This window comes from Microbacterium sp. BK668, from assembly GCF_004362195.1.
Lineage (GTDB): Bacteria > Actinomycetota > Actinomycetes > Actinomycetales > Microbacteriaceae > Microbacterium.
Window position 1 is genome coordinate 1,901,718 of sequence record NZ_SNWG01000001.1, and the last position, 23,180, is coordinate 1,924,897.

The 23,180-nt window shown below is 67.4% G+C and carries 19 protein-coding genes and 1 tRNA gene; 13 read left to right on the plus strand and 7 right to left on the minus strand.

Annotated elements, in window-relative coordinates:
- Positions 1-8 precede the first annotated feature (8 nt).
- The 8 genes from EV279_RS08470 to EV279_RS08505 all read left to right on the plus strand — a co-directional run bounded on the left by EV279_RS08470 (position 9) and on the right by EV279_RS08505 (position 10,541).
- Positions 9-710, plus strand: coding sequence for a metal-dependent transcriptional regulator (locus tag EV279_RS08470; protein ID WP_133542556.1), 702 nt, complete (start codon positions 9-11; stop codon positions 708-710).
- A gap of 279 nt (positions 711-989) precedes the next feature.
- Positions 990-1,916, plus strand: coding sequence for a M23 family metallopeptidase (locus EV279_RS08475; RefSeq protein WP_243728492.1), 927 nt, complete (start codon positions 990-992; stop codon positions 1,914-1,916).
- Positions 1,917-2,260: 344 nt separating this feature from the next.
- The gene (locus EV279_RS08480) at positions 2,261-2,758 is read left to right on the plus strand and encodes an HNH endonuclease (RefSeq protein WP_133542560.1); all 498 of its coding nucleotides are present in this window, start codon (positions 2,261-2,263) and stop codon (positions 2,756-2,758) included.
- A gap of 252 nt (positions 2,759-3,010) precedes the next feature.
- On the plus strand, positions 3,011-3,574 hold the full coding sequence (locus EV279_RS08485) for a cysteine hydrolase family protein (protein ID WP_133542562.1): 564 nt from the start codon (positions 3,011-3,013) through the stop codon (positions 3,572-3,574).
- Between the two features lie 91 nt (positions 3,575-3,665).
- The gene (locus EV279_RS08490) at positions 3,666-4,544 is read left to right on the plus strand and encodes a hypothetical protein (protein WP_243728493.1); all 879 of its coding nucleotides are present in this window, start codon (positions 3,666-3,668) and stop codon (positions 4,542-4,544) included.
- A gap of 1 nt (position 4,545) precedes the next feature.
- Positions 4,546-6,135 (plus strand): DNA polymerase Y family protein, encoded by a 1,590-nt coding sequence (locus tag EV279_RS08495; protein ID WP_133542564.1) that lies wholly within the window; start codon positions 4,546-4,548, stop codon positions 6,133-6,135.
- Between the two features lie 264 nt (positions 6,136-6,399).
- The gene (locus tag EV279_RS08500) at positions 6,400-9,960 is read left to right on the plus strand and encodes an error-prone DNA polymerase (protein ID WP_133542566.1); all 3,561 of its coding nucleotides are present in this window, start codon (positions 6,400-6,402) and stop codon (positions 9,958-9,960) included.
- Between the two features lie 23 nt (positions 9,961-9,983).
- Positions 9,984-10,541, plus strand: coding sequence for a heme-binding protein (locus EV279_RS08505; RefSeq protein ID WP_133542567.1), 558 nt, complete (start codon positions 9,984-9,986; stop codon positions 10,539-10,541).
- A 120-nt stretch (positions 10,542-10,661) separates the two neighbouring features.
- On the opposite strand, the gene EV279_RS08510 is transcribed toward EV279_RS08505, so the two are convergent.
- Positions 10,662-10,934 carry a Fe-S cluster assembly protein HesB gene (locus EV279_RS08510; RefSeq protein ID WP_243728494.1) on the minus strand — a complete coding sequence of 91 codons (273 nt, stop codon included), beginning with the start codon at positions 10,932-10,934 and terminating at the stop codon, positions 10,662-10,664.
- A 256-nt stretch (positions 10,935-11,190) separates the two neighbouring features.
- Between EV279_RS08510 and EV279_RS08515 the strand changes: the two genes are divergently transcribed.
- From EV279_RS08515 to EV279_RS08525, 3 genes are all read left to right on the plus strand, one after another.
- Positions 11,191-13,353, plus strand: a complete 2,163-nt coding sequence (locus tag EV279_RS08515; RefSeq protein WP_243728495.1) for an MDR family MFS transporter — start codon at positions 11,191-11,193, stop codon at positions 13,351-13,353.
- Between the two features lie 49 nt (positions 13,354-13,402).
- Complete coding sequence (locus EV279_RS08520; protein ID WP_133542571.1) at positions 13,403-14,362, plus strand: NAD(P)-dependent alcohol dehydrogenase; 960 nt, start codon at positions 13,403-13,405, stop codon at positions 14,360-14,362.
- Between the two features lie 49 nt (positions 14,363-14,411).
- Positions 14,412-14,483: transfer RNA gene (locus tag EV279_RS08525), tRNA-Arg, on the plus strand.
- Positions 14,484-14,912: 429 nt separating this feature from the next.
- Here the strand turns inward: EV279_RS08525 and EV279_RS08530 are convergent.
- From EV279_RS08530 to EV279_RS17035, 4 genes are all read right to left on the minus strand, one after another.
- A complete protein-coding gene (locus EV279_RS08530; RefSeq protein WP_133542572.1) occupies positions 14,913-15,746 on the minus strand; it encodes a hypothetical protein in 834 nt (277 codons plus the stop codon).
- Positions 15,724-16,728, minus strand: coding sequence for a type IV toxin-antitoxin system AbiEi family antitoxin (locus EV279_RS08535; RefSeq protein ID WP_133542574.1), 1,005 nt, complete (start codon positions 16,726-16,728; stop codon positions 15,724-15,726). Before EV279_RS08535 ends, EV279_RS08530 begins: the two co-directional genes overlap by 23 nt.
- A 144-nt stretch (positions 16,729-16,872) precedes the next feature.
- The gene (locus EV279_RS08540) at positions 16,873-17,808 is read right to left on the minus strand and encodes a site-specific integrase (RefSeq protein WP_279526926.1); all 936 of its coding nucleotides are present in this window, start codon (positions 17,806-17,808) and stop codon (positions 16,873-16,875) included.
- A gap of 33 nt (positions 17,809-17,841) precedes the next feature.
- The gene (locus EV279_RS17035; RefSeq protein WP_243728497.1) at positions 17,842-18,003 is read right to left on the minus strand and encodes a hypothetical protein; all 162 of its coding nucleotides are present in this window, start codon (positions 18,001-18,003) and stop codon (positions 17,842-17,844) included.
- A 319-nt stretch (positions 18,004-18,322) separates the two neighbouring features.
- Here EV279_RS17035 and EV279_RS17040 point away from each other — a divergent pair, with 319 nt between their 5' ends.
- The gene (locus EV279_RS17040) at positions 18,323-18,643 is read left to right on the plus strand and encodes a nucleotide pyrophosphohydrolase (RefSeq protein WP_243728498.1); all 321 of its coding nucleotides are present in this window, start codon (positions 18,323-18,325) and stop codon (positions 18,641-18,643) included.
- Complete coding sequence (locus EV279_RS08550) at positions 18,630-20,369, plus strand: DUF2075 domain-containing protein (protein WP_133542578.1); 1,740 nt, start codon at positions 18,630-18,632, stop codon at positions 20,367-20,369. The genes EV279_RS17040 and EV279_RS08550 overlap by 14 nt, the downstream gene beginning before the upstream one ends.
- 181 nt (positions 20,370-20,550) lie before the next feature.
- On the opposite strand, the gene EV279_RS08555 is transcribed toward EV279_RS08550, so the two are convergent.
- Complete coding sequence (locus tag EV279_RS08555) at positions 20,551-21,732, minus strand: DNA cytosine methyltransferase (RefSeq protein ID WP_133542580.1); 1,182 nt, start codon at positions 21,730-21,732, stop codon at positions 20,551-20,553.
- Positions 21,733-21,813: 81 nt separating this feature from the next.
- The gene (locus EV279_RS08560) at positions 21,814-23,040 is read right to left on the minus strand and encodes a NaeI family type II restriction endonuclease (protein WP_208109502.1); all 1,227 of its coding nucleotides are present in this window, start codon (positions 23,038-23,040) and stop codon (positions 21,814-21,816) included.
- Positions 23,041-23,180: the final 140 nt, after the last annotated feature.

Genomic DNA, 23,180 nt, shown 5'->3' on the forward strand with positions numbered 1-23,180 from the left:
GACCCTGCATGACCGACCTCATCGACACGACAGAGATGTACCTGCGCACGATCCTCGAACTCGAGGAAGAGGGCATCGTCCCGCTGCGCGCGCGCATCTCCGAGCGTCTCGGTCACTCGGGTCCCACCGTCTCCCAGACGGTCGGGCGCATGGAGCGCGACGGGCTCGTCGTCGTCTCCGACGACCGCAGCCTCGAGCTGACGGGTGCCGGCCGCCAGAAGGCGGTCGACGTCATGCGCAAGCACCGGCTGGCCGAGCGCCTGCTCTCCGATGTCATCGGGCTCGACTGGGCCTACGTGCACGAAGAGGCGTGCCGGTGGGAGCACGTCATGAGCGAGCAGGTCGAGCGCCGTCTGGTCGAGCTGCTGGGGCACCCCACCGAATCGCCGTACGGCAACCCCATCCCGGGCCTCGATCAGCTCGGCGACATCCCGTCGCAGAACTTCGAGCAGGGCGTCGTCGGCCTCGTGCGCCGCCTCAACGAGGCGGGCCGGCCCGTCGAGGGCACGGTGCGCCGCCTGGCCGAGCCGGCGCAGGTCGACCCCGAGCTGCTGCAGCAGCTCAAGGGCGCCGGCGTGGTCCCGGGTGCCAGCGGCGGATTCCGCTACAACGAGGGATACGTGCTCGTAGAGATGCACGGCATCGACGAGGCGCTCGAACTGCCCGTCGAAGTGGCCGCGCACATCTTCCTCGTCGACGATCGCGTCTGATCCCCCGGTCGAGGCCGATGCCTGCTCGGCCCGTCGGGAAAGCGCTTCGTCCTCCCCAGGGATCTGCCAGCCCGTCAACGTGACATATTCGTTACCTTCGGGTAGCCTCGGAGAGTCCACCAGGCGAGAAGCCCGCCGAACGGACCCCGCACGGATTGCCTCCCTGGCTCGTCGTCCGCGCGGTGAAGCCCGCATCAAGTGCCCCGAACACCCAGTGCCGACGAGCCAGCGCCCCCGGCGCAGAGGCGCCGGAGGACCAGTTTGGCTGAAGAGAACGACTTGTCTGCGCGCGAAGAATCGGCGCAGGAGCCCCAGAGCATCACGCGACGTTCGCGACCCCGCGGTCTGACGCTGCGCCGTGCCAAGGCGAAGGCTCCCGCGGCGCGCGCCGCCACGGCATCCGCTCCCGCGGCCCGCGCCGCCACGGCATCCGCTCCCCGTCGCACGACGCGCCCGGTGCGGAGCCTCGTGATCCTCTCGATGGTCGGGGCTCTTGTCGCGACGGTCGCGCTCCCCGCATACGGGGCGTGGCGCACGCCGGCCGAGGCATCCGTCACCATCCAGCAGGTCGCCGCGGAAGACGCGCAGTCGCTCGTCGTGGCGTCCGATGCCACGTCGGCGGAGCTGAGCCGTGGCAGCTACTCCGCGACGACGCCGGAGGAGATCGAGAAGAAGAAGGCCGAAGAGGCCGCCGCAGAGCGCGCCCGCGCGGCCGCTGCCGCTGCGGCCGCCGCCAAGGCCGCGTCGTCGCGATCGGGTTCGCGCTACAGCATGAACCTCTCGATGGTGGCCCCCGGCTCCGGCGCCGTGCGCTGGCCCGTCACCAACTTCACGTACGCGAGCTACAACCTCTTCCGTCCCGCCAACCGGCCGAACCACAACGGCTTCGACATGATGGCACCCGCGGGCACCCCGATCTTCGCCGCTGCCGGCGGGGTCGTGCGCATCTCGCAGGAGAGCTACGCCGGCTACGGCGTCGCGGTCACGATCGATTCCGTCATCAACGGGCAGCAGGTCTCGACGCTGTACGGCCACATGACCTACGGCAGCCGTCAGGTCGTCTCCGGCCAGACCGTCTCGGCCGGGCAGGTGATCGGCGCCGTCGGCAGCACCGGCAGCTCGACCGCGAACCATCTGCACTTCGAGGTGCGCATCAACGGCTCGCTCGTCGACCCGCTGTCCTGGCTGCAGGCGAACGCGGGCTGATCCTCCTCTTTCCGTGAACGCCCGGTGGGCGTCGGGGCCGCGTTCCCCGACACGCCACCGGGCGTTCACTCGTGCGTGTCGCCCTCGGCACCTCAGGGTGCATTAGCCTGATTCCGACGCTGAAAGAGGCGGAGGGAACTCGATGGACGCCATGCCGCGCATCCGAACCATGGATGCGCTCGGCCTGTTCGTCCTTCGGCATCGCATGAGCGGATGCCACGGCACGTCCGTGGCGCCAGGGCGCTGTCTGTGAGACAGCGCCTTTTTCATGCCCTTTCCACCTTCCTCAGCGTCGCACGTCGAACAATCCGCGAAGCCGTCCGGGCCGTTCGAGAGGATGAGGAATGCGCACTCTGGTGCTGAACGCGGGCTACGAGCCGCTTGCTGTCGTGTCCTTCAAGCGGGCGCTCGTGCTCGTCATGAACGACAAGGCCACCGTCGTCGAACACATCGACGATGAACCGGTCTGGGGGACGACGCAGTCGTACGATCGCCCCGCCGTGATCCTGCTGACGCGGTACGTCCGCGTACCGGGAGGGCGCAGCATCCCCGTGACACGAAGAGGCGTGCTGCGTCGCGACGCGCACCGCTGCGGATACTGCGGGAAGTCGGCGTCGACGATCGACCACGTCCTGCCGCGCTCGCGCGGGGGCGGGGACTCGTGGGAGAACCTCGTCGCGTGCTGCCTGCGGTGCAACAACGTCAAGGGCGACCGGACGCCGCAGGAGATGAACTGGGAGCTGCGCACGACGCCCCGCCCGCCGCGCGGCGCGCAGTGGACCGTTCGCGGAACCGATCGGACCGACCCGCGCTGGGAGCCGTATCTCGCCCTCGCGGCCTGACGAGGCGCGCGGCGCGGTCGAGCTCCCGGTGTAGCGGGCGCGGTCGAGCTCCCGGTGTAGCGGGCGCGGTCGAACGCGCGGTGTATCGGGCGCGGTCGAGCGCCACACTTTCCTGCGAGCGCGCCACAGATCTCTGTCGCGTTCGCAGGATGCTGTAGCGCGAGCGATCCGCGCACGGCATCGTGCCGAGGCATCCTGCCACCCTGACGCCTGCCGAGCCCGCGCTGTCGCGCACGTGATGGGATGGAGCGCATGACCCGAGCTCTTCTGGTGATCGACATGCAGCGTGGATTCAACGACGTGGACTTCTGGGGCGGCACGACGAATCCCGCATGCGAGGCGAACGTCGCCGCGCTGGTCGAGCGGTGGAGGGATGCCGGTGAACCGATCGTCGTCGTGCGCCACGACTCCGTTCTTCCGGACTCGCCGCTGCATCCCGACAACGCCGGCAACGCGCTCGTCGACGCCGTCGCCGCGGTGGAGCCGGCGCTGTTCATCACGAAGGACGTCAACTCCGCGTTCTACGGCGACCAGGATCTGCACGCATGGCTCGGCGCGCAGGGGATCGACGCGCTCGTGATCTGCGGCATCCAGACCAACATGTGCGTCGAGACGACCGCGCGCATGGCGGGCAATCTCGGCTACGACACGACGGTCGTGCTCGATGCGACGCGGACGTTCGACCTGACCGCCGAGGTGCCCGGCCTCGGCGCCGTGACCCGCACGGCCGACGATCTCATGGCTTCGACGGCCCTCGTGCTGCAGGAGGGCGGGTTCGCGCGGATCGCGACGACCGCGGAGGTCGTCTCGGGGTGAGCTGACGCCTCCGCCTCTCGCGATGTCGGAGGCCGGAGGTATCTTCGATCGCACCATTGAACAAATAGAACATCTGTTCTATTCTGTGGAGGTGAGGGCGATCGTGCGGAACGAAGCGCTCCAGCAGGAGCAGGGTGACGAGGTGCTGCGTCTTCGGGCGCAGCTCGAGCGGGTGCAGGGCCGCCGTCTCGACGCGCCTGTGCTGCCGACGCATCCCGCGTTCGCCGCGCTGCTCCCGGGCGGGGGGTTGCGCCCGGGAGCGGCGTACTCCCTCGCCCGGTCGATGTCGCTGCTGCTCGCGCTTATGGCGCGGCCGTCGCAGGAGGGGTCGTGGTGCGCCGCCGTCGGGATGCCCGAGCTCGGTGCCGAGGCGGCCGAATCGATCGGCGTCGATCTCGCGCGCCTCGTGCTGGTTCCCGATCCCGGACCGCGCTGGCTCGCCGTCACGGCGACCATCGCCGAGGTCGCGCCCGTCGTCGCCGTGCGGCCGCCGACGCGTGTGGCCGACGGCCAGGTGGCCCGACTCGCGGCGCGGCTGCGCGACCGCGGCACCGTGCTGCTCGTGCAAGGACCATGGCCGCAGGCCGAGGCGACGCTCGACGTGGGCGACCCCGAATGGTCGGGTGTCGGCCGCGGCCATGGCTACGTGGCCGGCAGGGCGGTGACGGTGAGGTCGTCGAGCAGGCGCTGGCCTCGCGCGAAGAGGGAGCGGATGCTGCTGCCCGGCCCCGACGGCCAGGTCGCGCTCGTGGCGCCCTCGGTCGTTGAGCTTGTCGAAGGGTCGAACCCCTCGGTCGTTGAGCGACACTTCGACTCGCGCGGGGCGCTCGCTCAGCGCGGGTCTCCGCGAGACGAAACGCTCCGGACCGCCGAGGACCACGAGTACGAGGAGCTGCAGCGCCTCGAGGCCGAGGAGCGCCACCGCGAGCGTCTGCGCACGGCGAGGCGTGTGCTGGAGGCGGTGGGCTGACGTGCGAGCCGCACCGCGCGAAGTCCTCACGACGCCCGGCGAGGCGAACCGCAGCATCGTGCTGTGGTTCCCGGACTGGCCGGTCACGGCTCTGGCACGCGAGGGAGCCGTCGACCCGTCCGCGCCGGTCGCGGTCTTCGAGCGCAACGAGGTCGTCGCATGCTCGGCCGCGGCCCGCGCCGACGGCGTCCGCCGCGGCCAGCGGCGCCGCGATGCCCAGGCGCGGTGCCCACGGCTCTCGGTCATCCCCGCCGATCCGATGCGCGATCACCGGGTCTTCGCGCCTCTCGTCGCGCGCATCGAGGAGCGTGCCCCCGGTGTTCAGATCGTGCGGGCAGGGCTGTGCGCGCTCAAGGCCCGCGGGCCGGCGCGCTACTACGGCGGAGAGCTCGAGGCGGCGATCGTCCTCCTCGAATCGCTCAGCGACCTCGGCGTGGAGACGGCCCGGGCCGGGGTCGCCGACGGCCCGTTCACTGCCGAGCAGGCCGCGCGGGCCGGGACGAGACCCGACAGCCCGGTGTGCGTCGTGCCGGTGGGGGAGGGCGCCGGTTTCCTCGCGGGGCTTCCCATCGGCCTGCTCGACGACGTCACGCTCGGGGGCGGGCCGGAGTTCACGGGGCTTCTGGCACGGCTCGGAGTGCAGACGCTGGGCGAGTTCGCGGCGCTCGAAGCCGACCGGGTGCGCGAGCGGTTCGGGGAACGAGGCATCCGTCTGCACGCTCTCGCCGCGGGCCGCGATCCCCGCGCGGTCGATCCGCGCACGCCCCCGCCCGAGCTGCATCGCGAGGTCGCGTTCGAACCGCCGCTCGAGATCGCCGATCAGGTCGCTTTCGGCATGCGCATCGCCGCCGACGAGTTCATCGCGAAGCTCGGCGCGGTCGATCTCGTGTGCACCGAGCTGCGCGTCGAGCTGACGGGCGACCGCGGCGAACGCAGCGAGCGTGTGTGGCTGCACCCCGGCTCGTTCGACGCGGCGGCGGTCGTCGACCGCGTGCGGTGGCAGCTGGGGGAGGATGCCGAGGGCCTCCGCAGCGGCGTCTCGGTCGTGCGGATCTCGCCCGAGGCCGTGGACGCGGCATCCCATCACGCTCCCGCGATCTTCGGCGCCGGGCCCGAAGAGCGCGTCCACCACACCTTCTCGCGCGTTCAGGCGATGCTCGGGCATCGTGGCGTGCTGACCCCCGTCATCGGCGGCGGTCGCTGGCTCGCCGAGCGTCAGGTGCTCGTGCCCTGGGGCGATCGGGTCGCGCTGAAGAAGGAACGGTCCCGGCCATGGCCGGGAAGCCTCCCCGACCCGCTGCCGACGTCGGTCTTCGCCGATCCGCCGGTGGTCGAGGTGCTCGCGTCGATGGGCGGGTCGGTATCGATCGACGAGCGCGGGCGACTGCAGGGGCATCCGTCGCAGCTCATCGAGGGCGGCCGGCGCCGCGCGATCGAGCAGTGGGCGGGACCGTGGCCGATCAGCGAACGGGGATGGGATGCCGCGCGTGCGCGCCGTGCGCACCGCTTCCAGGTCGTCGACGCCGACGGGGTGGCGTGGCTGCTCGTGTGCGAGGACGCCCGCTGGACCGCGGAGGCCCGCTATGACTGATCTTTTCCGGTCGTCGAGCGGAGGCACTCAGCGCCGCAGACAAGACGCCCCTGGTCACCCCCGGTCGTTGAGCGAGGGAGCGCAGCGCCGCAGACGAAACGCTCCTGGTCACCCCCGGTCGTTGAGCGAGGGAGCGCAGCGACCGAGACGAAGCGCTCCCGGTTATCCCCGGTCGTTGAGCGAGGGAGCGCAGCGACCGAGACGAAACGCCCCGGACCGACGAGCAGCGCCGACCCCGTACGACGAAAACGAGAGGTTCCGCTGATGGGCTTCAACAACCCCTCGGTGCCGTGGTCCGAGATCGAGCGCGTCCTCAGCGACCGGCGCCGCCCCCGCAACATCCCGGCCGGCGCCGACGGCGGCGACAGCCCCGCGTGGTCGCACAAGCGCGGGAAGTACGTCGCGCCCGAGATCGAGCGCCCGTCCGACGTCGTGCCGTACGCCGAGCTGCACGCGCACTCGACGTACTCGTTCCTCGACGGCGCCTCGTCGCCCGAAGAGCTCGCCGAAGAGGCCGAGCGCCTCGGCCTGCACGCCCTCGCGATCACCGATCACGACGGCTTCTATGGCATCGTCCGCTTCGCCGAGGCGGCCGAGGCGCTGCAGATCAAGACCGTGTTCGGCGCCGAGCTCTCCCTCGGACACGAGAACCACCAAGCGACCCCCGAGCGCAGGGGCGAGCCCGACCCCGAGGGCACCCATCTGCTCGTGCTCGCGCGCGGAGAGGAGGGGTACCACCGCCTCGCGGCGGCGCTCACACACGCGCAGCTGCAAGGGGCCGAGAAAGGACGGCCCCTCTACGACCTCGACGAGCTCTCGATGCAGGCGGGGGAGCAGTGGGCCGTGCTCACGGGGTGTCGCAAAGGCACGGTGCGCCGCGCCCTCGCGGTCGACGGACCTTCCGGTGCCGAACGCGAGCTCGACCGGCTCGTCGCCCTGTTCGGGAGGGAGTCCGTGCACGTCGAGCTCATCGACCACGGCAATCCGCTGGACTCCCGCGACAACGACCTGCTCGCCGCGCTCGCCGCCGACCGCGGGCTTCCGCTTCTCGCGACGAACAACGTCCACTACGCCGCCCCCGAGCGTGAGCACCTCGCCGCCGCCGTCGCCGCCGTGCGCGCGAACCGGGGGCTCGACGAGCTCGACGGCTGGCTTCCCGCCCACGCCGGCGCGCACCTGCGGTCGGGGGCCGAGATGGCCGAGCGCTTCGCGCGCTACCCCGGCGCCGTCGCCCGCACGGTGACCCTCGCCGACGAGCTCGCGTTCCCGCTCCGCCGTGCCAAGCCGGCCCTGCCGAAGCAGAAGGTCCCCGAGGGGCACACCCCGATGTCATGGCTGCGGCACCTCGTGTGGGAGGCGGCGCCCCGCAAGTACCCCGACCTCACCGCCGACCAGGCTCAGCGCATCGAGAAGGAGCTCGGGGTCATCGAGATGAAGGACTTCCCCGGCTACTTCCTGATCGTCTACGGCATCGTGGCGGAGGCGCGGCGCCGAGGCATCCTGTGCCAAGGGCGCGGCTCCGCCGCCAACAGCGCCGTCTGCTACCTGCTCGACATCACGGCGGTCGACTCGATCGCCTACGACCTGCCCTTCGAGCGTTTCCTGTCGTCGCTGCGCGACGAAGAGCCCGACATCGACGTCGACTTCGACTCCGATCGCCGCGAAGAGATCATCCAGTGGGTCTACGCGGAGTACGGGCGCGAGCGGGCGGCACAGGTCGCGAACGTCATCCAGTACCGGCCCAAGAACGCCGTGCGCGACATGGCGAAGGCCCTCGGGCACTCGGCGGGGCAGCAGGATGCCTGGTCCAAACAGGTCGAGCGCTGGGGCGCCATCCTCGAGACGGGGGCCGATCACGACATCCCCGATCAGGTCATCGAGTACGCGTCCGAGCTGCTGAAGGCCCCGCGGCACCTCGGCATCCACTCGGGCGGGATGGTGCTGACCGACCGGCCCGTCGGCGAGGTCGTGCCCATCGAGCACGCGCGCATGGAGAACCGCACGGTCATCCAGTGGGACAAGGATGACGCGGCCTGGATGGGCCTGGTCAAGTTCGACCTGCTGGGGCTCGGCATGCTCGCCGCGCTGCAGTACTGCTTCGACATGATCCGCGAGTCGACGGGGGAGGAGTGGGAGCTCGCGACGATCCCCAAGGAGGAGAAGGCGGTCTACGACATGCTGTGCCGCGCGGATTCGATCGGGGTCTTCCAGGTCGAGTCGCGCGCGCAGATGGGTCTGCTGCCGCGTCTGCAGCCGCGACGGTTCTACGACCTCGTCGTGCAGATCGCGCTCATCCGCCCCGGTCCCATCCAGGGCGGCGCCGTGCACCCGTTCGTCCGGCGCAAGCTCGGGCGCGAGCCCATCACATATGCCCATCCGAACCTCGAACCCGTGCTCGAGCGCACGCTCGGCATCCCGGTGTTCCAGGAGCAGCTCATGCAGATGGCGGTCGCCGTCGGCGGGGTCAGCGGCGAGGATGCCGATCTGCTGCGGCGGGCGATGGGCTCGAAGCGGGGCATCGAGCGCATCGATTCGCTGAAGACGAAGCTGTACGAGGGGATGGCGCGCAACGGCCTGGTGGGTCAGGAAGCCGACGACATCTACTCGAAGATCCAGGCGTTCGCCAACTTCGGCTTTGCGGAGTCGCACTCGCTGTCGTTCGGCCTGCTCGTCTACGCGAGTTCGTGGATCAAGCTGCACTATCCCGGAGCGTTCCTCGCGGGGCTGCTGCGCGCCCAGCCCATGGGGTTCTACTCGCCCGCGACGCTGACCGCCGACGCGCGGCGCCACGGCGTCGAGGTGCTGCGCCCCGACCTGCTGCGGTCGGGTGCCGAGGCGACCCTCGAACCGGCCTCCAACCCCCCGGTCGTTGAGCGAAGCGGCGAAGCCGCGAAGACGAAACGCGCCGAACCCTCCCCGGTCGTTGAGCACAGCGCAACTGAGGAGATTCGCAGTTCTGAGGACGTCTTGGGGTCGAGCGATCCTCAGAAGTGCGAATCTCCTCAGAAGCGGCTCGGCCCCACCGGCCTTGACAGCTGCATCGAGCGCAACCAGCCGCCCGTCGGAGACTTCGACCCCTCCGAGCCCGACGAGTACGAGGCTCACCGCCGCGACGGACACTTCGCCGTGCGGCTCGGGCTCGCCGGCGTGAAGGGGATCGGCTCGGCCGTCGCCGAGCGCATCGTGGCCGAGCGCGAGAGCGGCGGCGACTACCGCGACCTCCGCGACCTCGTGCGGCGCACGGGGGTGACGGCGGTGCAGCTCGAGTCGCTCGCGACGGCGGGGGCATTCGAGTGCCTGGGCCTCACGCGGCGCGAGGCGATCTGGCTCGCCGGGTCCGCCGCCGAAGACCGGGCGGAGTACCTGCCGGACTCGCTCGTCGCGGTGCAGCCCCCGCTCTTCGCCGACCCCACGAGCTACGAGCTCCTCGCCGCCGACCTGTGGGCGACCGGGGTGTCGACCGACGACCACCCCATGACGCACTACCGCTCGGCCCTGGACGCGCGCGGAGTCCTCACCTCGAGCGAGCTCCGGTCGCACGAGTCGGGCAGGCGCGTCGAGGTCGCGGGACTGGTGACCCACCGGCAGCGGCCGGCCACGGCATCCGGAGTCACCTTCATCAATCTCGAGGACGAGCACGGCCTCGTCAACATCGTCTGCTCGGTGGGGGTCTGGAACCGCTATCGCCGGGTGGTGCGCGATTCGCCGGCTCTCATCGTGCGAGGGATGCTGGAGCGCTCGGTTGAAGGAGTGACGAACCTCCTCGCCGACAGGTTCGAGGACCTGCGGGTGGGGGTGCACCATCTGTCGCGCGACTTCCGGTGATCCCCGAGGCGTAGCCTCGCAGGGTGACCGAACAGCAGCCTTACGACGTCGTCCAGCAATTCGACTCGTGGGAGCTCCGCAGCTATCCGTCCCATGTCGTCGCCGAGACCGTCGTCCGCGGCGCCTCGTTCGAGGATGCGGGCAACCGGGCCTTCCGCTCGCTCGCCGGCTACATCGGCGGCGAGAACGTCGGCCGCCGGTCGATCGCGATGACGGCGCCAGTCGTGCAGTCACCGGAGAAGATCGCGATGACGGCGCCGGTGCTTCAGCAGAAGGAGGGCGAGGGCTTCGTCGTCGCCTTCGTGCTTCCCGCAGGGATCACCGAAGCGGATGCTCCGGTCCCGACCCACCCCGACGTCCGGCTGCGCACGGTTCCGGAGCAGCTCGTCGCCGCACTTCGGTTCCCGGGCCGCTGGACGCGGAGCTCGTGGGAACGCCATCGCGACGATCTGCTGGCCGACGTCCGCGCCGCCGGACTGATCGTGCAGGGCGAGCCCCGCTTCGCCCGGTTCAACCCGCCGATCACCCCGTCGTTCCTGCGCCACAACGAGGTTCTGGTCGACGTCGCGCGTTCTGCCTGACGTGTCCGGCTCGCCGGGTGTGAGCGGGCCGGCGCGCGGTGCCGCCGGCTGGAGCGGAACGGAGCCTGACAGAGCGCGGGCCCCGGCGCATCGCACCCGGGGCCCGCGAGAAGCACAGCGTCAGCTCTGCGGCGCGAGCTCGAAGCTCACCCGACCGTCCTGCGTGAACTGAGCGTCGAGCACCTGTCCGTCGAGGGCCGCCGCAGCGGTCGTGTCGAGGAAGACGCGGGCGCCGTCCGCGTCGACGACCGTGTCGGTCGCCTCGGGAGCGGGCGCGATGGTGAGCGCGAAGCCGACGGTCTCGCCGTCGTCGCTGATGCGCACTCCGCCGTCGGCGGCGTCGGGAATCCGGGCCACGATCGTCTTGACAGCCTCGGCTGCGGTGTCGGTCATCGTGAGCATGATCGTCCTTTCCGTTGCTTCGGTTGGAGCATCGAGTCCGCCACGATTCCGAGAATCCGGCCGGGGTGCAACGAAATGGAGGTGCTTCGGAGGCTTCTCACACCGGGAGCACACCGGGGCGAAGCATCCATTCGCTGTCATCTCGGCCGCGCAGTCGTCCGCCCCTCCCGCCGATCTGCGGGTTTACGATGAGCCGAGACTGACGACGCGGGAGTCGCCGAGCCCAACGACCTCTTGGGGAGAATCCATGTCGGACGTCGCCGCCTCACGCACCGGCGGTGCAGCGCGCACCGATCCCGTCATGACGCACCGGATGATCCTGTTCGTCATCTTCGGCCTGATGGCGGGCATGTTCCTGTCAGCTCTCGACCAGACGATCGTCGGGACCGCCATCCGCACGATCGGCGACGACCTGCAGGGACTCAGTCAGCAGGCGTGGGTGACGACGGCATACCTGATCACATCGACGATCTCGACGCCGATCTACGGCAAGCTCTCCGACATCTTCGGCCGGCGGCCGCTCTTCATCTTCGCGATCGTGATCTTCATCATCGGGTCGATCCTCGCCTCCTTCTCCACCTCGATGACCGAGCTCGCCGCGTTCCGCGCCGTCCAGGGCCTCGGCGCCGGCGGACTCATGTCGATGCCGCTCGCGATCATGGGCGACATCCTCGCGCCCCGTGAACGTGCGAAGTACCAGGGCTACTTCCTCGCGGTGTTCGGGGTCTCGAGCCTCCTCGGCCCGCTGATCGGCGGCTCCTTCGCCGGCACCGACGAGATCCTGGGCATCGCGGGGTGGCGCTGGATCTTCCTCATCAACGTGCCGATCGGGCTCTTCGCGCTCGCGATCGTGCTCCGGTTCCTCCACATCCCGAAGCACCCCCGCCACTCCGTGCGGATCGACTGGTTCGGCGCCGCTTTCGTCATCATGGCCCTCGTGCCCCTGCTGCTCGTAGCCGAGCAGGGCCGCGAGTGGGGATGGACCTCGCCGATCGCCGTCCTCTGCTACGCGATCGGCGCGATCGGCATCGTGGCGTTCATCATCACCGAGATCCGCATGAAGGATGACGCGCTCATCCCGCTCAAGCTCTTCCGTTCGCCGACCTTCTCGATGGCGACCGTCATCGGGGTCTTCGTCGGCTTCGGCATGTTCGGGGCGATGCTGACGATTCCGCTCTACCTGCAGCTCGTGCTCGGCTCGACGCCCACCGAGAGCGGCCTGCAGATGCTGCCGATGATCCTCGGCCTCATGATCGCATCGATCGGGAGCGGCCAGATCATCGCGCGCACCGGGCGCTACCGGATGTTCCCGATCCTCGGCACCGCACTCATGACCGCCGCATTCTGGTGGCTCACGCATCTGCAGTACGACGGCTCGTACTGGTTCATGGCCGGCGCGATGCTCCTCCTCGGGCTCGGCCTCGGTCAGCTCATGCAGACCCTGACGATCGCGAGCCAGAACTCCGTCGGCCTGCGCGACATGGGGGTCGCCACGAGCTCCTCGACGTTCTTCCGCCAGATCGGCGGAACCCTCGGGACGGCGGTGCTGCTCTCGCTCATGTTCGGTGTGATGCCGGCCAACATCCAGACCTCTTTCGCCGACGAAGACACGCTCACGTCGGCCCTCGACGCCGCCCTCGATCCCGACATCGCGGACGATCCGGCCAATGCCGCGATCATGGAGCGGATCTACGCCCCGATCATCAGCGGGATCACCGAGGCGACGACGGCTCAGATCCAGGCGGGGCTCTCCGAAGCGACCTTCGCCGCGACTCAGAACATCGCTGAGCAGGTAGCTGCCGGCACCATCCCGCCCGAGGCGCAGGAGGCCGCGACGGCCCAGGCCGTCGCCCAAGCCCAGCAGGCTGCTGTGCAGCAGATCCAGGAGCAGGTGCCGGTCGCCCGCATCGCCGACGACGGCACCGTGGGTCTCGACTTCTCCGACCCGGACCAGCGGGCCGCGTTCGTGGCATCCGTCGTCCCGACCCTTCAGGACCGCTTCGCCGACAGCGGCGGCGAGTCGGCGACGGACGACTCCGCGATCAACGACACCTCGTTCCTGCTCGGCGCCGCGCCGGCTCTCACGAAACCGATGCTCGTCGCCTTCAACGCGTCGGCGGTGACCGTGTACTGGGTCGCCATGTGGGTCGTGCTCGTGGCCTTCGTTCTGTCGCTCTTCTTCCGCACCCCGCCCCTGCGCGACAAGTCCGCCTTGCAGGAGGCGGTCGACGAGCAGGCCGCCCTCGAGGCGCAGCGCGCGGCGAACGAGATGGGGGCGCTCGTCGAGCCGAACGCCTCGAGGACCGAAGAGCTCGCGGTGGTCGGCGCCGGTGGTCCGCCCCAGACCCGGCGCGAGGCCCGCGCAGCTCGGGAAGCGGCCGAGCGCGCGGACGGCGGCCCGGATTCCTGATCGCGAGGGGTGGATGCCGCGCCCCGCCGTGTGCGCCAGACTCTGAGGCGTGAGAGCCGCCGTCTACGACGCCTACGGTCCGCCGTCCCGCCTGCGGATCGCTCAGATCCCGGCGCCGACGCCGCGAGCGGGTCAGGTGCTCATCGAGGTCGTCGCGACCTCGATCAATCTGAGCGACTGGGAGGGACTGCACGGGAGTCCCGCGTACGCCCGGATCGGCGGGCTGCTCGCCCCGAGACGGCACGTCCTCGGCTCGGACATCGCCGGCCGCGTCGTCGCGGTGGCGCCCGACGTCTCTTCGTTCCGCGTCGGTGACGAGGTCTACGGCGACAACCTGCAGCTCATGGGCGGCTTCGCGGAGTACGCCGTCGCCCCGGCGTCGGCGCTCGTGCTCAAGCCGCGCGAGCTGACGTTCGTCGAGGCATCCACGATCCCGCAGTCCGGCGCGATCGCGCTGCAGGCGGTCGCCCGCGGACGAACGGGGGAGCGGATGCTGCTCAACGGCGCCGGCGGCGGTGCGGGCTCGTTCGCGATCCAGGTCGCGAAAGCGGCCGGCCTGCACGTGACCGGCGTCGACAACGCCGCGAAGCTCGACTTCATGCGCGAGCTCGGGGCCGACGCGGTCTTGGACTACCGCACCCAGGACTTCACGCGCACCGGCCCGTACGACCTCGTGATCGACCTCGTGGCGCACCGGTCGGTGTTCGCGCTGCGGCGCGCGCTCGCGCGCGGCGGCCGCTACTTCATGGTGGGGGGCACGGCGCGCACGATGGCGCGGCTGCTGACGGTCGGAACGGTCGTGGGTGCGGTGACGCGAACCCGGCTGGGGATTCTGTTCGTGCGGGAGGGGCCGGCTCACTTCACGCCGCTCGCCGACTCGATCCTCGCCGGGGACATCCGAGTGCACGTCGACCGGGTCTTTCCGCTGGAGGAGATCCGCGACGCGCTCGCCTATCACGGTGAGGGCCATGCCCTCGGAAAAGTCGTCGTTCAGCTTCGGGACGAGTAGCCGCCTGGCGCGGGTCGTCTGAGTGCGCCGCCTAGAATGGATGCCGTCAGCCTCTGTAGCTCAATGGAAGAGCAGCTCCGTCCTAAGGAGAGGGTTGGGGGTTCGAGTCCCTCCAGGGGCACAGTCTCTTTTTCTCTCTGACCAGGTATTTCTTCTGTGGTCAGACCAGTCAGAGTGCGTTTTGGCCGCATTTTGGCCGCATTCGAGTTTGCTACGAGCCAAAACCGAGGCAGATTCGACGCCCTTCGCGGAGCGTCGTTCGACGCCTCAGAACGACGAAATCGAGCATTTCTGACGTCCTGAGCCTCGCCGAAAAGTTGAGCAGTCTGCTCTCCGGCGTTACGTCGGTCGGGCATAGCGGGTCTGCGGACCTGACGGCAGTGTTACCAGCGGCATCTGGTCGTTCACTCGCGTCGCGACCGCATCCCGATCTTCGTCGACGAGCTGGTGGGGGCAAGCAGGCCGAGCGCTTCCCGTGTGCCTTCGGCGTGCCGACTTCGTAGACGATCATCACCGCTTTCCTGGGGAATTAGAGCTACGACGCAGCAGGTCACGCCACAGACACGTCGATAGCCTCCAAACCCGCTCGAAATGCCCCTACAATCTCGACTTGGCGATCTTGGCTCTTCGGTTGCACCGCCATGTGCGATGCAAACCTTAGGAGATCCGAGCCCGCGAATGCCAGCGCCAAGGCGTCAGCATTCGACGGGGCGAGGCTCGCGCGCACATCAGATCCGAGCAAGTGCGCCGCCGCGAGAGGCATGTCGAACTCATATCGCTCAGCAATGTTCAGCTGGTCGCCGTAGAGCCGGTCCTGCACCTCGGTCCAATCGTCATACCAGCGGAGAATGAGGCCAAAATCGATCGCGTCCTTGGGCTCGCCATAGACCGATCGGTCCACCCAGGCCCGAGCCTTTAGCGCCGCATAGCCGGCGGGCGTAGGGATCCTGATCCGATGGCCTGCGCCGGGGAGATCGATCAGCAGGGCCTGAGCGAACACGTCCTCGAAACCGAACACCACGAGACCCTCCGTCCTTGTTGCGGGGCTCGATATCCCGCTTGGGTCTTCGATGGGTGAGCCGAATGGCATGACGTCGACGGGAACTCCCGAGATTAGGTAGCGAATGCCATTGCTACCAACACGACGAAAAGCACGTTCGACGCGCTCGAACGCGGCCCAGTCGGCTAGCGCGATTCCCAGATCGAGGTCTTGCGTCGCGGTGTTGGCGCTTGTCTGACCGAGTGCGCCGTGGAGCGCATCCCGGCAGCGGGCACCGACGAGCATGATGCAGCTCGGATCGATGTCGGCCAGCCTGACTAGGTCCTCGACGACCAGGCCGACGTCATCGAGCTGGCGCAGGTCACTGGGCGCGAAGGTCAGCATGCTCGGAGCGAAGGTAGTCGGCCGCTTCGCGTTGACGCGAGTCGTTTGATGTGACGAGGTCTGCGTATACGAGTAGTGGTGGAGCGGTCCGGACGCGCGGCTTCATGTCAAGGCTCGGGGGTTCGTTCCAGAAGATCGGCCGGACGAAGATGTTCGGTTCGCCCGCACGTGCCGCCCAACGCCCAGCGGCTGCCGCCTCTCGAGGGATCTCGTTGCAGTACAGCGTCCATGTCTTGTTGCCCCTAAGCCAGTCGGCTGCGGCCTCGCCGCTGATGTAGATGTCGGGACCTTCATCGGACACGAGACGAGGGTCGAAGTCCCCACGGAAGGCGCGGGTTTTGTCCGGAGACCCAATCGTGCCCCGGAACGACGCCACCCATCCGTCGATGAGCGCGTCGAGATCGTTCAGACGCCGTCCGCCGCGTGCACCTGTGCCCGTCTCGATGTAGTTCGCGATCTCGAGGTCCGCGAGAGTGCGCTGTGCGAATCCGACCGAGACGCCAGCTACCTGGGCGATTTGTCGCAGCTTCGCGTTCAGGATGTCGGGCCAGCAGATCAGCGCGAAAATGACCTGGGCACGCTTTGGGCTGAAGAGGTTGGACATGCTCGGTCTAGCTTGGTATTCGGTCGCAAGAGGATCGCCGGAGCGCCCACGGACATCCACGAGCACGTTGCCAAACTCGAAGTAGGCGTTCCCATTGGCGTCGATGAAGTTGATCCCCAGATCGCGAAAGCGGTCGGCGTTGCGCGGAGTGATCTTGGCGCCCATCACCAGAAGAGGGTGGGCTGTCCAGCGAGCCTGCGTGTACGAGTCAGGCATCTGCATGTGGGGACTCAGTAGCGTGAGGTACTCCTGCGACTGCGTCTGCCGTCTAACACGCGCGAGGGTAATAGACTCACCCTGCTCGAGCGGCCCTGTGTCTAGGATCTCGATGTCGTAGGCTGCGGCGCGCTGCAGGAGTGCCTTGAGGAGGTCGTCCATGGTTCCTCCCAGATTATTCTCTGATCAGATTTCTTCTCTGAGAATAATCCCACACAGAATGAACAGCCCGTCTATCGATCTCTAGCAACGAGATTCAACTGCAAACAGATGCGATACCGAGCGCCGTGCGTAGGAGCGCGGCGGTCAATGCGGCCGGGCGTAGCGAGTCTGCGGACCCGACGGCAGCGCCACGAGCGGCATGGCGTCGTTGAGGCGCGATGCGACGGCATCCAGATCGTCGTCGAAGAGGTCGGCGTAGGTGTCGAGTGTCATGGCCGCGGACGCGTGCCCCAGCATCCGCTGCACGGCTTTCACGTTGGCGCCGGAGCTGATCGCGAGCGACGCGGCGGTGTGGCGGAGATCGTGGGGCGTCAGCCGTGGGATCGATGGGTCCACAGCCTGCGCGCGGCGGACGGCGTTCGCGAACCATCCCTGTGCGCCTGAGTTGCGCATGTGGTTGACGCCGTCGCCGAACAGCAGCCCTTCCGGCCCCTTGCCGGCGCACGCCTGCTCGATCATCGGAGCGAGGCGCCCCGGGTAGGGCACCGAGCGCTTCTCGTGCGTCTTGGGCGTGCCGACGTGGATCTCGTACGCGATCATCACCGCGTTCTCCTCGATCACGAAGCGCCGACGCAGCCGGTTCACGCTGCGCACGCGCAGCGCCGTCGCCTCACCCCACCGCAGGCCGGTGTAGGCCAAGGTCAGGACCATCGTCGGATGCGCCGAGCACGCCGCCAACGTCGCCACCTGGTCATGCGAGAGATAGACGCGGCGCTTGCCCGGTCCGCTCCGAGGGAGATTGCGGATGTGTCGCGCCGGATTGCTCGCAAGGCGCCGATCATCGATGGCGACATCGAGGGTGCCGGCGAGGACTCCCAGCGCGCGAAGAACGACCGTACGCGTCTTCGCAGTCGCGAGCTCTGACACCCAATCCTGAACTTCAGACCGCCGGATCGACCAGATCTCCCTGTCTGCCCAGACGGGAGCGACGTGGTTCTTCCACGCCCGCTCCAAAGTCATGTAGTACGAAGGCTTCGACATCGGCGGCTGCTTCGACCGCAGCCAGCTGTCGGCGAACATCCGGACCGGCACCCGGGACGCCACGGGGTCGATTTACTCGCCCTTCGACTTGGACACGGTGACCATGGACAGGTAGAGCTTCGCCTCGCGCATCGTCGTGAAGCCGCGCTTCTGCCCTTCGGTGCGATCAGGCTTGCGGTAGCGCACACGGTAGCGGCGGCCGCTCGCCGTTTCGTACGGGGTGATGGTGCCCATCTCGACCTCCGCTCATACCGGCTCGATGGTCGGTATCGAGCCAGTTTCGAACACTGCTCGGATGCCGTCAACGCGGCCGACGACGGATGTGGATAGATGACGGAAGACGTCGTCAATTGGCGTCAGGTTGGAGCGGATGCCTCCCTCCGACGCCGAGAGTGTAGCGATCGGTCGCGCCTCCGTTCTCGCCGCTCACTCCTTGCAGACTCCGCGCTGGCGCGCGTCGCTTAGCAGCCGCTCGACGACGAGCATACGCCGCGCCCGATCGCTGGAACGGCTGATTGTCGGAGGGGAGGCCGCTGTGCGATACCTTCACACCGTGACGAGTGAGCGAGTTCGTGAAGCCTTGTCGGAGTTCGTGCGCGAGCGCGACTGGGCCCAATTTCATACGCCAGCAAACCTCGCGAAGAGCATTTCGATCGAGGCTGGCGAACTGCTCGAGTGCTTCCAGTGGAGCGACGATGCAGACGAGGTTCGCGTACGCGATGAACTTGCCGACGTCGTCACATACTGCACACTGCTCGCCGCTCAACTGGGAATCGACCTGGACGAGATCGTCCTCCAGAAGCTCGCGGTAACAGGCTCGAAGTACCCCGCCGATCGATCGAGAGGGCGGAGCACGAAGTATGACGCCCTTTGAGATCGAACGGCTCGACTTCACCACACCCGCGATCTCAACTTGGGCGTCCGGTGATGAACGGCGGACGAACTGGCCTGTCGTCTACGTTCTCGACAGCGCCGGGTCCCCGGATGCGCCATCTGTCTATGTCGGCGAGACGGTCAGCGCCGTGTCACGCCTGCGTCAGCACATCCCGAATCCATCAAAGGCAGGGTTCCGCCGGGTGCGTGTCGTCATAGACGAGACGTTCAACAAGTCGGCGTGTCTCGACCTCGAGTCGCACCTCATCCGCTGGCTCGCCGGCGACGGGCACTTCACAGTGCTCAACGGAAACGAGGGCATCATCGACGCGCGGTACTACGAGCGCGACCAGTACCGCGAGAGCTTTCGTGACATCTTCGAGCAGCTGCGATCGGACGGGATCTTTCAGCGCAGCATCCCCGAGATCGAGAACAGCGATCTCTTCAAGCTCTCGCCTTTCAAGGTCCTAACTCGAGAGCAGGCAATCGCCGTCGAGCAGATCGTTGAATCGCTGCTCGCGGATCTCGCGACGGGCACACGATCGACCAGCGTCATCCAGGGGAATCCGGGTACGGGCAAGACGATCGTGGCGATCTTCCTCATGAAGCTGCTGGCTGACATCCGCGACTACGACGACACGGATGAGATCGAGCAGGACTCCCTCTTCTCAGAGTTCTTCGTCCCTGAGAACCGCGAGCTACTGAAGAGCGTCCGGGTCGGACTGGTCGTACCCCAGCAGTCGCTTCGAGACTCGATCAAGAAGGTGTTCAAGAAGACGCCGAAGGTCAGTGAGGACCTCGTGTTGAACCCGTTCGACGTCGGCAAGTCGTCCATGCCGTTCGACCTCCTCATCGTCGACGAGACGCACCGGCTCAACCGCCGCGCGAACCAATCCTCGGGTATGCGTAACCGCGACTTCGCGGACATCAACGAACGACTCTTTGGGTCCGATGACCTCCGCAAGACCCAGCTCGACTGGATCCGCGCCCAGAGCACGCACCAAATCCTGCTCATCGACGAGCGCCAAGGTGTGCGGCCGGCGGACCTCCCGGGCGAGACGCTCGCCGCCGAGATTGCCGATGCAAAGCAGTTGCATCGGTGGTTTCCGTTAGCAAGGCAGATGCGGGTGAACGCGGACGCAGACTACGTGGGATTCATTCGCCAGCTTCTTCAGGGCGAGCTTCGCGTAGGGGGCCGACCGGACTTCGGCGAGTACGACCTGCGGTTCTTTGACAGCATCACCGAGATGCAGGAGGCGATTTGCGAGCGCGACCGCGAAGCCGGCCTCGCCCGACTTGTAGCTGGCTACGCCTGGGACTGGAAGACCCGCGGCAACAAGCCCGGCTTCGACTTCGAACTCGAGGGAATCGAGTTCACCTGGAATCGCACCGACACGGACTGGATCAACTCGCCCAGCTCGACCCATGAAGTCGGCTCGATCCATACCGTGCAGGGCTATGACCTCAACTACGCCGGCGTAATAATCGGCATGGACCTCCGGTACGACGAGGTCATGCGACAGATTGTCGTAGACCGTGACGCCTACCGCGACAAGAAGGGGAAGGAGAACCTCGCACAACTCCGTCGGTCAACGACGAACGAAGATCTCCTCGCCCTCATCCAGAACATCTACGGAGTTCTGCTTACGCGGGGTATCCGAGGCACATACATCTACGTGTGCGATCCAGATCTCCGTCACTACTTCAAGTCCGTCCTGCAAGGTTGATCCGGTCATCGCCCGCCAGCCGGCACTCCGCAGTGAGGCTCCCTGCTGCGAAAGCAGAGTTGCTGGCGCTCGACCCGGCCGATCAGGATTGGGTACGCCGACTCCGGCGGAGAGAGGTCACCATTTTCGTGGTGCACGCTCCGCGCTAAATGCCGTGGACTCGCGAGGGATCCGGCTCGCTTTACGCGACCGCGAGCGCGGCGGCTCGATCGGCTATGCCGCGATCCTCGGCCAGGTGGAACTTGACCTGACGGGCGATTGCGCGCGCCAAACCCGAAGGTACCGCGTTTCCGATCTGGCGAGCGACTTGAATCTTGGTTCCCACCCATCGGTAGTCACGCGGGAAGTCTTGAATCAATGAAGCTTCGTAGTGCGTGATGACTCGATCGACCGACCGCGCCGGGTCACCTCGGAGCCGCGAGTGCTCCTCATCCCACTCGCCAGCCTCCCATTGCGGGTGCAAGTACTGCCCCTTTTCTGGCTTGAAGAACTCAGTCCTGATCGTGACAGACGGATGATCCCAGCGGAGCCGCCCCATGACGTCAGTCGTGCCGGTTGGTTTATTCACCCAGCACGTGGGCAGTAGCGAGACCGGCAGGTCGAAGCGGCCGCCCCCGGGAGGAACGAAACTGTAGCGGCGCAGACTCTTCTCGGTAGGTCGACGCTTGATGTGAAGCTCGACGCCGACGAACTCGCCGGGCATTGCCTCACCGAAGTGAACCGACGATCGGGCTGGTAGCTCAGTTGTCAACGGGTCCGCAGGGAGGCCTTCAATGACGTCGCGTACGGTCCTCCACGGCAGGAGGCCGGATCCCGGAGTCGGAGACTTTGCGTGAGTTGGTTCCGGAAGAGGTATCACTCCGACACGAGATCCGATGATGATCGTCCGCTTGCGCCGCTGGGCAACGCCATAATCGGCGGCGTTGAGCACCGCGTGCTGCAGTTCGTATTCACGAAGTGCGCCGTGCTCGGTTTCCGCGAGCAGCATCTGGAACTCAGGTGATTTCGCGAATCGATCAACGTTCTCGATAACGAAAACCTTCGGGTTCGATATCTTGACAAACCGCATGAACTCGCGCCACAGCTGATTGCGAGGGTCATTGATGTCCTTGAGGCCGAGATTGGAGAACCCCTGGCACGGGGGGCCGCCTATCACGATGTCGGCTGCCGGGATGATGTGATCGGGAACGCCAGCGATGTCGCCCGCGATCACGTGGTCCTCGCCGAAGTTGGCGGCGTAGGTGGCAGCCGCCGCCCTGTCCCATTCAACCGCAAGGATCGGTCGGAACCCCTCTTCGGCGAACCCGACGGTCATCCCACCGCATCCGGCGAACAGGTCGATCAAACGAAGCGCGGAGGTCATACAGCGATCGTACGCAAGACCTCAGACACGAACCCGCTTCTTCGTCGGGTGTCGATATGGCCGCACCGGACTTCGTCAAGCTCAGAGGGTCCTAGGGAGCAGCGGCGCCGGGGTGGGGGGATCATCGTTGCGAGCCTTCGCCCACCGCTTGCCGTCCAGTACTGTGAACTTCCGTGTATCGGCTTCGTTGACGGGCACTACCCGTACGCTGATCCATTCGCCTTTAGCGGGAGCGGGCAGACCGAGTTCTCGCGCGACACGTTGATGGGCCAGCTCATGCCCAATCACTAGCATCCCGTCCGGTCGGAGGTGTGGCCGAGCGTCACGCGCACGCTTCGGTGCGTCGTCTTGCTGGGCGACGGTAAGGACGGTCTGGCGGCCAATTAGTTGCTGCTGAACCTCTCGAAACAGCTGGTTCACTCGCGCTTGACCGGAGCGGGCGTTGGCGAACACGCGAGCACGCGCCTCCGGACTCATGTGTAGAAGGAGGTTGCGCGGAAGGTCACTCTGCCGGCCGCCCCAGAGCCAGAAGATGTCTTTCGCTGCTGCGTCAGATAGGCGCCGCTTGCGATCCGCGTTGTAGACACGGCGCCACGCACCAGTCGTCTTGTCCGTCATCCATCGCAAGCGCTTGTCCGTGACAGTAATCAGCCCGGCCGCCCACTCGCTCGAGTCGTCGCTCAGCCACGTCAGCAGAGCGGGGAAGTCAGACCTTCCCTGACGGTCGCCGTGATCGTCGCAGCGATACATCTCCAATGGAATCTCCCAGTTGCCGAGAGTCTGGGAGTACTTGCAATCGAGCTCTATGCCGCGGATCTGCCAATCCAGCAGCTCACCAGATTCGAGATCGAATTCCTTGGTCAGGTTGATTTCGACCACTGTGCCCAGGTGTGCCTTCTCGGTCGGCGATAGGTGCTGGTACGCCCAGCGGCCGGTGCGCTGTCCGTCGAGGAGTTCGTCAAGCCCGTCTCGCAGTGCCCACCGAAAGCGTTCCCGCGATTCATCTTCGCTGTAGAACCAATCGACGAGGGGCGCTAGCTCGCGAGGGGGCTCGGGCTCGATGTTGCTAAGGCTCTTCCACACCGCCGATTCAGCGCCGCTCCTGGAGGCGGACGGGTCAAGGTGCAATCTGAACGCATTCCTGCGGCGCCGGAGGGCGCGCGCTCTCGAGTTCTGCTGCGGGTTCGTCGTCGCCGCGAGCTCCAGGTCTCCACCTTCAAGGAAGCTGAGCTGGGCGCGCGGCGAATCGACGTCAGTCCATGCATCACCGTCGTCAGGGTACAGTTCCAGTCCTTGCCACGTAGCCACCCGCCGAAGTTATCAGCGGTGTGCGTTTGTTCGAACACGCGGCGTCGCCTCAGCACAGTGCTTGCGTGATCCGCGCCTGAGCGTCAGCTCCGGCCACGCACGGCACGGCGCCGCCCCTCCTGCGCAAGGCGTTGCGCCCT

What these genes read in the sequence shown, in the direction of transcription:
- EV279_RS08500 (WP_133542566.1), top strand. Translation starts at nt 6,400, where the DNA reads ATGGGCTTCAACAACCCCTCGGTGCCGTGGTCCGAGATCGAGCGCGTC.
- EV279_RS08555 (WP_133542580.1), bottom strand. Translation starts at nt 21,732, where the DNA reads ATGACCTCCGCGCTTCGTTTGATCGACCTGTTCGCCGGATGCGGTGGG.
- EV279_RS08540 (WP_279526926.1), bottom strand. Translation starts at nt 17,808, where the DNA reads ATGTTCGCCGACAGCTGGCTGCGGTCGAAGCAGCCGCCGATGTCGAAG.
- EV279_RS08510 (WP_243728494.1), bottom strand. Translation starts at nt 10,934, where the DNA reads ATGACCGACACCGCAGCCGAGGCTGTCAAGACGATCGTGGCCCGGATT.
- EV279_RS08515 (WP_243728495.1), top strand. Translation starts at nt 11,191, where the DNA reads ATGTCGGACGTCGCCGCCTCACGCACCGGCGGTGCAGCGCGCACCGAT.
- EV279_RS17035 (WP_243728497.1), bottom strand. Translation starts at nt 18,003, where the DNA reads ATGGGCACCATCACCCCGTACGAAACGGCGAGCGGCCGCCGCTACCGT.
- EV279_RS08480 (WP_133542560.1), top strand. Translation starts at nt 2,261, where the DNA reads ATGCGCACTCTGGTGCTGAACGCGGGCTACGAGCCGCTTGCTGTCGTG.
- EV279_RS08470 (WP_133542556.1), top strand. Translation starts at nt 9, where the DNA reads ATGACCGACCTCATCGACACGACAGAGATGTACCTGCGCACGATCCTC.
- EV279_RS08550 (WP_133542578.1), top strand. Translation starts at nt 18,630, where the DNA reads ATGACGCCCTTTGAGATCGAACGGCTCGACTTCACCACACCCGCGATC.
- EV279_RS08485 (WP_133542562.1), top strand. Translation starts at nt 3,011, where the DNA reads ATGACCCGAGCTCTTCTGGTGATCGACATGCAGCGTGGATTCAACGAC.
- EV279_RS08530 (WP_133542572.1), bottom strand. Translation starts at nt 15,746, where the DNA reads ATGCTGACCTTCGCGCCCAGTGACCTGCGCCAGCTCGATGACGTCGGC.
- EV279_RS08535 (WP_133542574.1), bottom strand. Translation starts at nt 16,728, where the DNA reads ATGGACGACCTCCTCAAGGCACTCCTGCAGCGCGCCGCAGCCTACGAC.